Source organism: Microbacterium karelineae, from assembly GCF_009745985.1.
In the GTDB taxonomy this organism is placed as follows: Bacteria; Actinomycetota; Actinomycetes; order Actinomycetales; family Microbacteriaceae; genus Microbacterium; species Microbacterium karelineae.
The window spans coordinates 363,522-377,332 of sequence record NZ_WFIX01000191.1; the positions used below are offsets into that span (position 1 = coordinate 363,522).

Sequence of the window (13,811 nt, forward strand, 5' to 3'; positions counted from 1 at the left end):
CGCACAAGTCTACGAGGCGCCGGTAGCCTGGGCGTGTGAGTGCTCCCGCCGCCGCCCCGCGCCCCGTTCGCCGCAGGCGCGGACTGGGGATCGTCGCGTTCATCGCCGCCGTCGCCGCCGTCGCGATCGGCGCCGTCGGGATCTGGCTGGCCGGCTTCTCGCTTGGGCGGCTGGTGCGCCTGACCGACTATCCCGACCTGCTCCGGAACGTCGACGACGTCGATGCGCTGCTCGGCGACGCGCAGGATCAGCTCTGGGAGAGCCTGGGCCGGGCCGGCCTCGCCCTCGGGATCCTCGTCATCGCGTGGCTCGCGCACGCGCTCGTCGCACTGTGGGGTCTCGTGCAGGGGATCGTCGCAACGGCGCTCGACCGCGGCAGGATGTGGGGCGTCATCGCCATCGTCGTCGCCTGCACAGGCTGGATCGTGCTCGCCGTGTTCATGCAGGAGGCGCTGCTCGCGGGCCTGCTCGGGAACATCCCGTTCTTCGGCTGACTCCCTTTTCCCCTTTTCTTCATTTCTGGCACATCTCTGCGCGGATTCCGACACGGAGATGTGCCAGAAATGAAGGGTTCGGTCACGGACGCGGCGCGTGGACCTTCTGCTGGGCGGCGACGAGGCCCGCGTCGACGACGAGCTCCGCGGCATCCGCCGCGTCGGCGACGAGGATCGGCAGGTTCGCCCTCTCGGGGCCGGCGAACTCGCCGAGCACCCAGTCGGCGGGATCCTGGCGTCCGGGCGGGCGACCGATTCCGACGCGCACCCGGACGAAGTCGGGGGTGCCGAGCGCCTTCGCGATGTCGCGGATCCCATTGTGTCCCCCGTGCCCCCCACCGGACTTCAGCTTCAGCGAGTCGAAGGGCAGATCGAGGTCGTCGTGCACCACGATGACGCGCTCGGGCGGGATCTGGAAGAACTTCGCGAGCGCCGAGGCCGGGCCACCCGAGGTGTTCATGTAGCCGTTCGACTTGGCGAGCACGAGCTTCGGGCCGCCGGGGCGCAGCCACGTCTCGGCGACGCGGGCGCCCGCCTTGTGCTGCTTCCAGGAGTCACCGCGCCGCGCGACGATCTCGTCGACGGCCATCTGCCCGATGTTGTGGCGCGTCCGCTCGTAGCGGGAGCCCGGGTTGCCGAGGCCCATCACGAGCCATCTGTCGGTCATGTCTTCCTCCGTGAGACGCGAAGAGGGGGGTGCGGCGATGCCGCACCCCCCTCGAACGATATCCGAGTGATTACTCGGCCGACTCCTCGGCGCCGGCCGACTCCTCGGCACCCGCGTCCGCGTCGTCGTCCGACGAGGCCGACGGCGTCGCGATCGAGACGACGAGCAGGTCGGGGTCATCGACGAGAGTGACGCCCTCGGGCAGCACGAGGTCCTTCGCGTAGACGTGCGTGCCATCCTCGAGGCCATCGATGTTCACCACGATGTGCTCGGGGATGTTCATGGCGTCGGCCTCGATCGAGATCGACGAGGCGCTCTGCGTCGCGTAGGTGCCGGCGAACGACTCGCCCTCCGTGACGTACGGCACGTCGACCGTGAACTTCTCGCCACGGCGGATGATGACGAGGTCGATGTGCTCGATGATCGAACGCACCGGGTCGCGCTGCACGTCCTTGACGAGCGCGACCTCCTCCGTGCCCTCGATGTCGAGCGTGATGACGGCGTTCGCATGGCGGACGATGAGGCCCGTCTCGTGGCCGGGAAGCGCGAGGTGGCGCACCTCGGTGCCGTGGCCGTACAGGACGGCGGGGATCTTGCCGGCGGCGCGCAGGCGTCGCGCGAAGCCCTTGCCGAACTCGGTGCGGACGTCTACGGAGAGCTTGTTCTCGTCGCTCATGGTCACTCCTGGTGTGGCACGCGGCGACGATGCCGACCGCGTGGATGGATCAGAGGGGGTACTCGACTCGAACGCACCGCGTGAGGAGACCGACATCCGATCAGCATCACCGCGTCGATCACGGACGCGCGAACGCGTCCCTCGCCGAGGTCGTATGCCATCGTACCCGATCGCTCGGATAGGATCGACTTCGCGCGTGCCTGACGCGCTCGCCGTCCGCCCCACCACAGGAGCCGCCACGCATGGATGCCTCGCACATCGTCGGACTCGTCATCGCCCTGCTCGTCGTCACGGGCACCGTCACGGGCATCGGCGCGATGTTCTCGCTCGGCCGCCAGGCCTCGTACGACGACTGAGGCGCGTCCCACGGCGCCCTCACATCGGCGCCGAACACGGCGTGATCCCGGAGCGACTAACCTGGGGGAATCCTGATCCCTTCTTCCTGAGGAGTCGTGCGTGAACGCTGCCGCAGCAAACATCGGGGTCGTCGGCCTCGCCGTGATGGGCTCGAACCTGGCCCGCAACCTCGCCAGCCGCGAGGGCAACACGGTCGCGGTGTACAACCGCAGTCGCGAGAAGACCGACGATCTCACCGCCGCGCGCCCCGAGGCCGGCTTCCTGCCCGCCTTCTCGTATGAGGAGTTCGCGGCGACGCTGTCGAAGCCCCGCACGGCGATCATCATGGTCAAGGCCGGTCGCGGGACCGACGCCGTCATCGACGAGCTCGTCAAGGTCTTCGAGCCCGGCGACATCATCGTCGACGGCGGCAACGCCTACTTCCCCGACACGATCCGCCGCGAGAAGGCCGTCCGCGAGACGGGCATCAACTTCGTCGGCGCCGGCATCTCCGGCGGCGAGGAGGGCGCGCTCAACGGCCCGTCGATCATGCCGGGCGGCTCGGACGAGTCGTGGGTCACGCTCGGCCCGATCCTGAAGTCGATCGCGGCGGTCGCCGAGGGCGAGCCGTGCGTCACGCACGTCGGCCACGACGGCGCGGGCCACTTCGTGAAGATGGTGCACAACGGCATCGAGTACGCGGACATGCAGCTCATCGCCGAGGCATACGACCTCATCCGCCGCGGCACGGGCAAGACCCCGGCGGAGATCGCCGATGTGTTCGCCGAGTGGAACACGGGCGAGCTCGAGTCGTACCTCATCGAGATCACCGCCGAGGTGCTGCGCCAGGTCGACGCCGAGACGGGCAAGCCGCTCGTCGACGTGATCCTCGACCAGGCCGGCGCGAAGGGCACGGGCGCCTGGACGGTGCAGACCGCCCTCTCCCTCGGCGTCCCCGTCTCCGGCATCGCCGAGGCGACCTTCGCCCGCTCGCTGTCGTCGCACCCCGAGCAGCGCGCCGTCGCGGCCGCCCTCCCCGGCCCCGACGAGGCGTTCGAGGTCGCCGACGCCGACGCGTTCATCGAGGACGTGCGCCAGGCGCTGTTCGCGTCGAAGATCATCGCCTACTCGCAGGGCTTCGACGAGATCCGCGCGGGCGCCGCCGAGTACGACTGGACGATCGACCTCGGCGCCGTGTCGAAGATCTGGCGCGAGGGCTGCATCATCCGCGCCCAGTTCCTCAACCGCATCGCCGACGCGTACGCGGAGCAGGCCGACCTGCCCGTCCTCGCGACGGCCCCCTACTTCGCCGAGGCCCTCGCCCGCGGCCAGGCCGCGTGGCGCCGCGTCGTCGTCGCCGCGACGCAGGCCGGGATCCCCTCGCCGGCGTTCAGCTCCTCGCTCGCGTACTACGACGGGATCCGCGCCGAGCGCCTCCCCGCCGCCCTCGTGCAGGGCCAGCGCGACTTCTTCGGGGCACACACCTACAAGCGCATCGACAAGGACGGAACCTTCCACACGCAGTGGTCGGGCGACCGCACCGAGATCGAGGCGGAAGACACGCACTGACGACGACGTGCGGCAGCGAAGGGGTTCGGCGCGTGCGCCGAGCCCTTTCGCCCGTCTCGGACGGTTTCCCGTCATCGTGGCCCGCTTCCGAAATGCCGGTCGGAGAACCCGGAATGCCCTGATCAGGCCACAGACGGTGCGCTCGAACGTCGTCGCGCGCCGCCCCGATGAACGCACGCGCGACGCCGCGATGCGCCACAATGTTCCGAAACGGGACCCGGGCTCCTCCCCGGGCACCTCCCGATCGCGGATGAGGTTCTTCGAAGGGGCGCCATGACCACCCGACCTGCTGATCCACCGGCCGACGGCACGAACACGCCGAGCGGCGACACCGTGCAGGCATTCGCCGCGGATCTCTCCTCGTTGCGCGCCTCCGCGGGCGGCCCGACGCTCGCGAGGCTCAGCGAACGCACCGGCATCTCGAAGAGCGTGCTGTCCGAGGCGTTCGCCGGACGCCGGCTCCCCTCCGAGAACACCGTGCGCCGGCTCACCGCTGCCCTCGATGCGCCGGAAGGCGAGTGGGTGGCGCGCCGCACGACCCTGGATCCGCGCCTCGCCGATCCGCTCGACCGCACCACGCCGACCCCAACGGCCGAGACGCCGAAGCGCTCCGAGTGGCTGCGCCGGCCGGTGTCGACGGGCGCGCTGATCCTCGCGATGCTCGGCACCGCGGTCGTCACGGCCACGATGTGCGCCGCCCTCATCCCGCTCATGATGCCCGCGCCCGCCGCCGAGCCCGAGGCGAGCACCGATGCCCCATTCGGCAATCTTCCGGTCGAGGACGGTGTGGATCCGATGCGCACCGTCTGCAAGGACGACGTCGTGCTCGCCGGCACGGGCGATTTCCTCGACGGCGACGTGCACGTCGAGATGATGTACTCGAACCAGTGCATGGGTGTCTGGGGTCGTGTCACCCGCAACGACGGTCTCGCGGCCGGCAACGAACTCACGATCCGGATCTATCCCCGCGACGATCCGGAGAGCGAGCGCTCGCAGATGCGCACGGATACGGATCTCGACTCCCTCTACACGACGCTCCTCATCGAGCCGGACGTCGATGCGCGCGTATGCGGCGTCGCGACGGTGACGGTCGATGGCGAGGAGTTCGTCCAGCCGGATCCCGTCTGCATCTGAGGCCGAGGCGATGACGACGCCGACGGATCCGCAGGACCGACGAGGTTCCGCCCCGGACTCCGTCGCGCTCTTCGCCGCCGACCTGCGCGACCTGCGCAGCCGCGCGGACAATCCCACGCTCGAGCGGCTGGCGCACCGGACCCACGTCTCGAAGAGCGTCCTCTCGGACGCTTTCCGCGGATCGCGACTCCCGACGGCGACGACCGTGGCCCAGCTGGCACGCGCCCTGCGCACGGACCCGGCTCCGTGGCTCGAACGTCGCGAACGTCTCGTATCGGCTCCCCCGCACACGATCCCCGCGCGCCGACGGCCGCTCCGGGCGCGACGGCGACGCCTCGCATACGCGGTTGCGGCCGGCGCCGCGCTGCTGACGATCATCGGCACCGGTGTCTGGACCGCCCAGGGCACGACGCCGCGCGACGGTCGCGACCTCCGCACGCTCCCGACGCTCGTCGCTGCGATCGGAGGCGCCGACGCCGACCGCACGACCTGCGCCGAGGACGCCGTCGTCGTCGCGAGCGAGCTGCGCCTGAACCGCTCAGTGCGCATCGAGCTCCTGCGCTCGGAGTCGTGCCGCAGCGCGTGGGGCCGCGCCACGCACCTCCTCCCCGTCTCCGGCGCCGAGCTCGACTTGCGCATCCATCCCGCCGACGCGCCGTACGGCGGTCACGCCGAGCACGCTTCCGGTACGGACGGCGACGTCACCACCCCCATGATCGCGCGCGACGTCGACCGGGTATGCGGGGTCGCCGCCGTCACCCTGCCGGGCGAGGCGCGGAGGGAGCTCGGGCCGCCCGTGTGCGGGTGAGGGGCAATGGCGACCGCTGCTCATCCGGGATGACGACCGGTGCCGTACGGCGACGCCGCCTATCCCGCGTCGAACGCCCCGCGTTCGTCCGCTCCCCGCAACCGAACATGCGACGGCCCGTCGACCGCGCCCGGAAGCATCTCGACTTGCCACAGCGCAAGCCCTTCGCGCAACAGTCGGTCTCGATGAGCAGCGGATGCGGCGAAGATGATGACCTGCCCGTGTCCACCCATCTCGTGTTCGAGCATGTGCGTGCACCCGACATCGAGGACGACGCGTCCTCGGTCCCGGTCGTAGAACGGTCCGCGTTCGCTGTCGCCGATGAATCCCTCTCCGGGATCCGGCACGCGAGTTGCGTCCACGACCGGACCGATCATGTGCCCGGCGATCACGTCGGTCAAGCCCGTAGCCGAGAACGCCAGGGGTTCAGCTCCCCAGACGACGGATCCGCGGACGGCACGGAACGGCCATGCCTCCTCGGCGATCGCGCCCATCCGATCCGCCATCGCGAGGATCTGAGCCTCTGCGACCCACCCCCGGTCGACGCCGTTGTGCTCCACGAAGACCTGTTCCGCCTCACCTCGCAGCCATTCTCGGCCCGTGATCGGGTTTGTCTCGACGACGGGGAAGACCCCTTCGATCACCACGGCGATCGCGTCCGCGCTATAACCAGCAGCAGCCGATCTCACCGTGCGCAGCAGAGTGTCGAGGTCCTCCGAACTCACCACTGACACCGGAACGCCGCCCCTGAAGACGATCAGACAGTGATCTGCGTTCCCGACCTGGCGCTGTTTTCGAGATCGTGCGCAGGCACGGACCATATCCATCGACGTGTTGGTCGTCATCGTCCTCCTTCAGGTTCGGTCGCAGTCACGCGCACGAACACCTCCGCCAGCTCTTCGTCACGCCCCGAGGATCTTCCCGACCTGGTCCGCGGCGATATCGCCCGCAAGCCCCTTGGCCATCCCCAGGAACGCCTCCTCATCTGCCTTCTCCGGAGTCGAGATGTCCGACGGAATCGGGGAGGACAGGCGTTCGACGATCTCGGCGCGGATCCGCTCCCGCCTCTCGTCATTCCGGACCAGACCTCCATCCAGCAGAGCATTCAACTCCCGGAGGACGGCATCGGCTCTGTCGCGCGCGAGATTGCGCCTGCGGAGATACTTCACCACGAGTGCAAGGAAGACGATGCACGACGGAAGATCCTCGCGTTCGGTGACCGCTAACGCATCAAGCGAGACATACAGACGATCGATCCCCGGGTCCAGAAACTCTCGGACGACGCGCAAAGCGATCTTCTCGTCGGCGAAGGCAAGGATTGTCGCGTACCGTGCACACGTATGCTCGCGCTTCGAGGGTGTCATCGCCCACCGCTGCGTCAACGCCAGATTCGCAGTGCGACGCGCCTGGGCCGCCATTCGATGCGTTCGTCGCCGAGCGCCGTTCACGGACATCGCCCAGCGGATCGACATGTCCCGCGTTGCCCAGAAGCCTGCGATGATCTCGCGCTCGACGTAGTCTGCGCACACTCGATCGATGCTGTCGATCGCGTCCTCGACTCGTCCTGCGTAATACAACGACTGAGATCGGTACCACCGGAGGGTCATCTCGATGTCGCGAGCGAGTCGCCCGCGCGCCAACGCCGTATCGATGATGACGTTCCACTTCGATCGTCGAGAGTGCGCTCGCAGGGAGATCCCCTCGGCGATTCCGCGGGTGAGCCTCGCGGACTGAAGCATCACGGTCGCAGCGACGAGTGCATCCGCGTCCCTCGCATGATCGAGCGCGTCGAGCCACGTATCGGAGTAGGCCGACTCGACCGCAGGTGGAAGCGAATCCGGAACAGCCGCCCAGAGCATCTGATCTCTCGTCGCGGGATTCGTGAGATCGAGTTCGCGTATCGCCGTTGCGCGCTCACTCCGATAGATGTCGTCACATTCCACGGCGTCGACGAGCAACCGCTCAGTGGTCGTCAGCGGCAGGGCTGCGGGCGTTCGCCGACGGACTAGGCGCATGCCGTTCACGGGCGCATTCCGCGCGGTGCCGACGGCGAGATCAGCACACGGCCCAGATCCTGTCGCGAGTTCACATCACGCCCGCGCTTGCTCAGATCGGCCATCGTTCGGTCCGCCCGTGTGCGAGTGAGGCGCGGGTCGCAGGATACCCATCGACTGGGAACCTGCCCACCGGCGCGGGTACCCACGCGCAACATGAGCGCAGGCGCGGGTGCAATTCATCCGACCTGCTGGAGGGCCGAGTCGTGCTGCCGGATCGCATCCGCGACTGCCGCGGCAAGCTTCTGGGAACCGCTGAAACTCACCGTGTTGCGAGCGCCGTTCCATGCGCGTGCGAATCCCGAATCGCCGAGCGCAATGAGGGCGACAAGCCGGCGCTCGCCGTCATCGCTGACGTGCACTTGAATGGCCGAAGCACCGCCGATGAATCCCTGCTTCTCCACGAGAACGGCGAAGTCCGGCGGATCGTCGAGTGCATCGAATTGGACCGGGCTGATCTCTGCGTTCCCGACGGCCGCGCGTACGGCCTGCTTCAACGTTCCGATGTCCAGTACTGAGCTGTATACGCTTTCCGACTGCTTCATATTGTCCTTTCGTGTGCGTGGACGAATGCACTGAGCGATCAGTCTCAGGGGGTGGAGATCTGGCCAAGTCGATCGCTGAGCGTCCCCCACCCCGAGAGTTCGATGTTCTCGGACCAGGCAGCGATCGACCACTTGGCTGCCTGGTCTCGAATGACATCGGCGAACTCGACAAGCGCGGGATCCTCATCGATCAGCTGAGAGATGATCGAAACGATGTCGTCGACGTATGGGGTGATGTCCCCGTTCCAGTCGACTTCTTCAACCTTCGCGACGATCGCGCCGGTTCGCTCGCGCTGAGAGGGCGTCAGATCGACCATCGAAATCTCCCCCCTACTTCCAGTGCCCGCCGTGGGAGCGGCAGACGGCGCCGGTGTTGTTGCACGCCGAGCACGTCAGCCTCCCGCCGATGCCGGAGGCGCGCCCGCCGTTGCAGCTCTGGCAGTCGTGAAGTGGCGCGTGGCACTTGGTGCAGGTCATGATGTCCCTCTCTCTGATGGGGTCGGACGATCACGAATGTATGCCGTCGACAGGTCGTTCGTGCGTGTTCCGCGATCCCCGGAACGCGTCTCCGGAAAGCCCGGATGCAGGCCGATCGCCGACGTTCATGCGCTTCGTCTCGTTCGACGGAACGGAACCGTCAGGACCACGATGGCCCCGAATGCGCACAACGCGAGAACGCCGCCCAAGCCGATCGATGAATGCTCAGGCCCCGACACGACGATCTCAGCGGCAAGCACCGCAAACGTGACGCAGCCGGAGAGGATTCCGAGGTACCCGACCTCCGGCAAGGCTGCGAGCACGCCCAACAGCGCGCACGTCAGCCCGGCGAGAAGAAACAGCCACACAGACTCCGTCAATTCGATGACGCCGACATCGTCCATCGGAAGGATCACCGCCCGCGCCACGAAGAGCGCGCTGAACGCGGCTTCCGGAAGAGCTCGAAGGCCGGCCCCTCGCCAGGGCAGCACGATGCGCAGCACAGCCCCTCCGATGAAGCCGGCGGCGAGACCGACGACGATCGTCCCGAGAAGCACGACCCGCAGCCCCACCAGCGGATCCGCCGGATCGATCGTTCTCGCCAACATCGCGATCTCTGCGAATGCACCGAAGCCGCTGACGATCTTCAGCAGGACGGCCGTCAGAGAGGTCGACATCGTCATCCCGATGATCGTGGCGCCGCCCACAGCCAGCCCCACGACGATGTACGGCACCCAGGATTCGGGGGCGGAGAACGCGGCGAGCACACTCGCCGACCCGATCGTGGCGATCAGCCCTGCGGGGATGCCGACGATGTCCCGTCCGCTTCCGCCTCCGAATCCGCGTGAAGCGCGTCGAGCGCCGCCGCCCCCCGACACCGTCCGCAGAATGAGCACCATCGCGATGAACGCGACGAGAAGTCCGACGATCTCACCCATCGATCGACGCCCGCACCTCGACATCGACGACGATCACGGTCGTGTTGTCGCGCGCGGGGGTGCGGAGCACCGAGCGAAGCAGCTCATCGACACATGCGACTGCAGAGACTTCTTCGCTGACGATCTCGGCGACCTCATCGGGTGGGACCTCATCGATTCCATCGCTGCACAACAGGAACCGGTGCGTGCCCACAGTCCATGCTTCGCAGTAATGGTGTGCATCCGACGGCGGTTCAGCCGCGCCGCCCCCGATCGCCGCGACCAGAGCCACGTCCCCCGGCGCGGACGATCGTCTGACCGTGTCGTCCACGCTGAGCTGTCCCAGATAGCCGCCACTCAGCCGGTGCGCGCGGGCATCGCCCACGTTGAGGCAGGTGACGCCACCCGGTGTCACGACCAGTGCCGCGAACACAGCACCCATATCCGGAGTGCCGAGCCCGAGGCCGGCACGGAAGGTCGTGTCGTGCGCGACCTCGGCGAGCGCGATCCCTGCCGCCGCATCGTGCACGTCGATGAGTCCGTCTGAGAGCGTCCGAGCGGTGAGCCACGCGGCGGCCGCACCGCCCGAGTGGCCCCCCATCCCGTCGACGACTGCGCAGGCGAGCGGACCGTCGATCTGACGGTCGAGAGCGAACCGCGCTGAGCCCACCCCATTCACCCACCCGTCGACGACCACGACGTCCTGGTTCTCGTCGCGCAGATGGCCTCGCTCGAGTCCTGCGGCGATCGACACGGTGACCGAGGTCGATTCGCCGGTCATCCCGTGACGGCTCCGATCACGATGGCGACGATTCCGGCAGCGATGCCTGCGCCGACGGCGATGATGAGGCCGAACACGAACGCCCATGGCGACAGAAGTGCGATGAGGATCCCGCTTCCGCAGGCGATCGCGGCCACGCCGGCGCGCACGCCTGTGCGGCGCCGATCGACACGATGGACGATACCGAGCAGGACGAGAGTCGCGGCCGCCGTCATCATCGCGGCGCGCCACCCGGATTCCGGCGACGAGAACACATCGCCTGGCCCCACCTCGATCAGCCACTCGGCGACCGCGGCGGCGAACCCGGGAAAGTACTCGGCAGATCTGAACCCCGTACCGGTGATCATCGCCCCGACCCACCCGGACGCCGTGCCGACGGTGATCGCGAGCGCAATCCAGGCGCACACGCCGAGGAAGCCGGCGAGGCCGGAGAATCGGGTTGATCGTCGGGGGGCGTCGGCCGCATCGACCGCGTGCGAAGCGAGGTACTCGGTCACGACCAGAGCGATGAAGCCGATCGCGAGGAACAGCGCGAAGACGATCGCATCGCCATGTGGAAGGTGTCCGTGACGCAGAGCACTCGGGACCACGTCGCCGAGCGCGATGATGAAGCTCGCCCACCAGAGGTACGGCGAGAGTCCTCCCTCGATGCGCCCGTTGAACGTTCTCCACGCGGCGACGCCGAGCGAGACTATCAGAAGGGGGATTCCCGCCTGGAGTGCACCGGGGAGGATCTCGTCCGGTGATCGCCCCGCCGCTGCCGCGAACCCAGCGAGCAGCGAGAAGAGGGAGATCGGCACGAGCCAGATCCCGAAGTGCCGCCATGCGTCGCGCGCATTGCCTGCGACGCGGGCGCGTCGCACCTCCGCTTCGGCCTGCTGCCGTTCCCGCTCGGTCTCCGCCTGTTCCTGCTCGTGTCGCTCTCGTTCCGCGTCGCGCCGTGCGGCCTCCTGTCGGCGAAGTTCGGCGCTCACCTCACGGGCGATCGGCAGGAGATCTCGTGCGAGGATTCCCCATCCGGGCTCCGCGCCCCGCGTCGATCGGCGTTCGGTCACGATCGCGGCGAGACGAACGGCCCATCCCTCCTCTCCGGCGCCTCGCTCCGCCTCGCCTCGAGCCTCTTCCGCGATCCGGCGTGCGGCAGACGGATCGAGCGCCGCGAACAGCACCTGCGCCTCCCACGCGACGAGCCGGCGATGGATGCGATCGACAACGTCGCTCGGCAAGCCGAGAGTCTTCCCGTCTCCCCCGAGGATCTGGGCGTTGATCACAGCCCACGACTCATCGAGCACGTTCTGTCCGACCGCGAGCACATCGTCTGCCCGGTACTGCGCCAATGTGTAGAGTGCCTGGGAACGGCGCATGGCTCGAATCCACTCGGCAGCCGCTGTACCCCCACGAGATGCCTGCTCCGCCGCCGACTGAAGTCCATCGCCGTCGAGCGACCGTCCGCGGAATCGCGGGGCCCGCTCGGGCATGTACTGGCACTGCAGGTGCAGCATCGCGATGTCCGGATCCGGAGAGTTCGCGATCACATCGACGTCGCCCTGGAGGCTTCCGCAGGAGGCGAGGAAGTCGACGAGATCACGCTTCCCGCGCCCCGCCAGGTGCCTCGCCGCGCTCTCCCAGCCGGTGACGAGAGTCTGCGTGAGCTGCACGGGATCACGGAAGGTCCGTCCCTCGAACACGAACGGCCGGACCCTCACCGCCGACGCCGCAGCGGGTGCTTCCGATGCCGATGACGCGGCGACGGGCGGAGATCCGCCGGCGAGCCAGGTCCGCACCTGCGCATGCTTCCATCGTTGCTCGTAGTCGCGGATCAGCAGCCCCCGGACCAGCAGCCGCCGTCGGTCATCTTCGATCGCGGCCAGGTCGTAATCGCCACGATGAAGTTCGCTGCGCCATTGGTGCACGCTGATCATCGACCCGTCGGGATTTGCGAACAGATGTCGTCCGACGATCAGCTCGTAGACGATGAGACCCAGCGCGAACCAGTCGGAGGCCCGTGTGACCGTGTTGGCGTCCGCTTCGGGCGCCATGTAGTAGTTCGTCCCGGCGAAGGACCCGAGGTTCGTGCCGGTTGCCGCGACGGAGACACCGAAGTCTGCCAGCACGAGATCCAACGGTTCGAGATGCCGCACGAGAACATTCGCAGGCTTGATGTCGCGATGCATCACCCCGCGCTCACCGAGGTAGGCGATCGCGTCCGCGAGCTCCGTCACGATGCGGATCAGCGCCTGCTCGCTCAGCCGTCCCGCGTTGGTCAGGAACAGCCGAGGGCGCTCTCGACGGAGCTCCTCGAGCGACCCATACGGGAGATACTCCATGATCTCCCACACGTGCACGCCATCGGTGTCGACGGTGAAGCGCACGACGTGCCTCGGGTCTCCGCCCTGCAGCGACCGAAGCGCGTCCACATCGACGACGTCGGCGACGTCGAGGTAGATCTTGATCGCTCGTTCGGTGCCGTCATCCCGGCGCCGAACGAGCACGACGACCGCCTGGGTCCCACGCTGGCTGAGCGGCCGGATCATCTCGTACTCGTCGCGAAGCGCCTGCGGGAGGCTGACGTGGAAGACGCTTTCGGACTGCGGTGAGCCCTCGCGAGTGGTCGGAGCTCCGCGCCCCGATCCGGAAGTGCTCTCCCGCGTCGTCGGGCGCACCCGGTCGGTCGCGCTCTCACGCGTGGTCGGCACCATTCCTTCGCGCGTCGTCGGGCGTGCGCGGCCAGCGCCGTCCTCCCGCGTGGTCGGGTCCGCGATCCGGCTCGATTCACGGCGCGTCGGGCCGGGAGTACGGCGGTCTGATCCACTCATCGCTCATCTCCGATCACGAGGCTCACAATCGCCCGACGGCCGAGGCCGACCGTCGCGTGTCGGCCCGCCACGCGTGACTCTGTGCGCACGGGGCGCCCGTCGAGGAAGGTTCCGTTGGTCGACCCGGCGTCGCGCACCCACACACCGTCGGCCCGGATCGAGATGACCGCGTGTCGCCGCGAGACCCCGTCGAAGCCCGAGAGCGCCGCGCTGATCCTCCCATCGCCGACGTCACGCCCCATCTCGACGTCACCAGCCGCCGATATGCGCGATCCGTCGGGCAGCACCAGCTCGACCCGCGGCGACATGCCTCGAGGACCTTCGAGCTCACACCACGGGCAGGATGCCTCGCCTGGCGGCACGTCGTGCCCGCATGCACTCGGCGCCGTGTCGATCCGTGGCGATGCCGTTTCCTCGGCCGCCTCGGCGACCGCCGGCAGCCGGGCGCCACCCGAGATCTGGGGTTGCAGGCACACGGCACAATACGGCGTGTCGTCGGCGAGCATCGTGCCGCACCCTGGCGTCGTGCACCTCACA

General features: G+C 68.3%; 14 protein-coding genes. 4 read left to right on the forward strand and 10 right to left on the reverse strand.

All coding sequences use genetic code 11. The features are described 5' to 3' along the window. The first annotated feature begins 35 nt into the window (after positions 1–35). The gene (locus GB932_RS18170) at positions 36–494 is read left to right on the forward strand and encodes a hypothetical protein (RefSeq protein ID WP_156762095.1); all 459 of its coding nucleotides are present in this window, start codon (positions 36–38) and stop codon (positions 492–494) included. Positions 495–576: 82 nt separating this feature from the next. On the opposite strand, the gene pth is transcribed toward GB932_RS18170, so the two are convergent. Then, on the reverse strand, positions 577–1,161 hold the full coding sequence (gene pth, locus GB932_RS18175; protein WP_156762096.1) for an aminoacyl-tRNA hydrolase: 585 nt from the start codon (positions 1,159–1,161) through the stop codon (positions 577–579). A gap of 70 nt (positions 1,162–1,231) precedes the next feature. Continuing rightward, on the reverse strand, positions 1,232–1,837 hold the full coding sequence (locus GB932_RS18180; RefSeq protein WP_156762097.1) for a 50S ribosomal protein L25/general stress protein Ctc: 606 nt from the start codon (positions 1,835–1,837) through the stop codon (positions 1,232–1,234). A 456-nt stretch (positions 1,838–2,293) separates the two neighbouring features. On the opposite strand from GB932_RS18180, the gene gnd reads away from it, so the two are divergent. From gnd to GB932_RS18195, 3 genes are all read left to right on the forward strand, one after another. Then, positions 2,294–3,742 (forward strand): NADP-dependent phosphogluconate dehydrogenase, encoded by a 1,449-nt coding sequence (gene gnd, locus GB932_RS18185; RefSeq protein ID WP_156762098.1) that lies wholly within the window; start codon positions 2,294–2,296, stop codon positions 3,740–3,742. Between the two features lie 273 nt (positions 3,743–4,015). Then, entirely contained in the window at positions 4,016–4,876 is an 861-nt protein-coding gene (locus GB932_RS18190) for a helix-turn-helix domain-containing protein (protein WP_156762099.1), read from the forward strand. A gap of 10 nt (positions 4,877–4,886) precedes the next feature. Then, positions 4,887–5,684: a helix-turn-helix domain-containing protein gene (locus GB932_RS18195; protein ID WP_197517558.1), complete on the forward strand. Its 798-nt coding sequence runs from the start codon at positions 4,887–4,889 to the stop codon at positions 5,682–5,684. Between the two features lie 59 nt (positions 5,685–5,743). On the opposite strand, the gene GB932_RS18200 is transcribed toward GB932_RS18195, so the two are convergent. The 8 genes from GB932_RS18200 to GB932_RS19295 all read right to left on the reverse strand — a co-directional run bounded on the left by GB932_RS18200 (position 5,744) and on the right by GB932_RS19295 (position 13,582). Next, complete coding sequence (locus tag GB932_RS18200) at positions 5,744–6,409, reverse strand: hypothetical protein (RefSeq protein ID WP_156762101.1); 666 nt, start codon at positions 6,407–6,409, stop codon at positions 5,744–5,746. 177 nt (positions 6,410–6,586) lie between these two features. Beyond that, complete coding sequence (locus tag GB932_RS18205) at positions 6,587–7,708, reverse strand: hypothetical protein (protein WP_156762102.1); 1,122 nt, start codon at positions 7,706–7,708, stop codon at positions 6,587–6,589. 209 nt (positions 7,709–7,917) lie between these two features. Further along, positions 7,918–8,283, reverse strand: coding sequence for a hypothetical protein (locus GB932_RS18210; RefSeq protein ID WP_156762103.1), 366 nt, complete (start codon positions 8,281–8,283; stop codon positions 7,918–7,920). Positions 8,284–8,327: 44 nt separating this feature from the next. After that, positions 8,328–8,600, reverse strand: coding sequence for a hypothetical protein (locus GB932_RS18215; RefSeq protein ID WP_156762104.1), 273 nt, complete (start codon positions 8,598–8,600; stop codon positions 8,328–8,330). A 285-nt stretch (positions 8,601–8,885) separates the two neighbouring features. Then, entirely contained in the window at positions 8,886–9,527 is a 642-nt protein-coding gene (locus tag GB932_RS18220; protein ID WP_156762105.1) for a hypothetical protein, read from the reverse strand. A 163-nt stretch (positions 9,528–9,690) separates the two neighbouring features. Then, positions 9,691–10,374, reverse strand: coding sequence for a PP2C family protein-serine/threonine phosphatase (locus tag GB932_RS19290; protein ID WP_197517559.1), 684 nt, complete (start codon positions 10,372–10,374; stop codon positions 9,691–9,693). Between the two features lie 80 nt (positions 10,375–10,454). After that, on the reverse strand, positions 10,455–12,992 hold the full coding sequence (locus GB932_RS18230) for a protein kinase domain-containing protein (protein WP_231916303.1): 2,538 nt from the start codon (positions 12,990–12,992) through the stop codon (positions 10,455–10,457). 278 nt (positions 12,993–13,270) lie between these two features. After that, positions 13,271–13,582, reverse strand: coding sequence for an FHA domain-containing protein (locus GB932_RS19295; protein ID WP_197517561.1), 312 nt, complete (start codon positions 13,580–13,582; stop codon positions 13,271–13,273). Positions 13,583–13,811 lie beyond the last annotated feature (229 nt).

What these genes read in the sequence shown, in the direction of transcription:
- GB932_RS18230 (WP_231916303.1), bottom strand. Translation starts at nt 12,992, where the DNA reads ATGATCCGGCCGCTCAGCCAGCGTGGGACCCAGGCGGTCGTCGTGCTC.
- GB932_RS18215 (WP_156762104.1), bottom strand. Translation starts at nt 8,600, where the DNA reads ATGGTCGATCTGACGCCCTCTCAGCGCGAGCGAACCGGCGCGATCGTC.
- GB932_RS18180 (WP_156762097.1), bottom strand. Translation starts at nt 1,837, where the DNA reads ATGAGCGACGAGAACAAGCTCTCCGTAGACGTCCGCACCGAGTTCGGC.
- GB932_RS18210 (WP_156762103.1), bottom strand. Translation starts at nt 8,283, where the DNA reads ATGAAGCAGTCGGAAAGCGTATACAGCTCAGTACTGGACATCGGAACG.
- GB932_RS18195 (WP_197517558.1), top strand. Translation starts at nt 4,887, where the DNA reads ATGACGACGCCGACGGATCCGCAGGACCGACGAGGTTCCGCCCCGGAC.
- pth (WP_156762096.1), bottom strand. Translation starts at nt 1,161, where the DNA reads ATGACCGACAGATGGCTCGTGATGGGCCTCGGCAACCCGGGCTCCCGC.
- GB932_RS19295 (WP_197517561.1), bottom strand. Translation starts at nt 13,582, where the DNA reads ATGTCGCCGCGGGTCGAGCTGGTGCTGCCCGACGGATCGCGCATATCG.
- GB932_RS18190 (WP_156762099.1), top strand. Translation starts at nt 4,016, where the DNA reads ATGACCACCCGACCTGCTGATCCACCGGCCGACGGCACGAACACGCCG.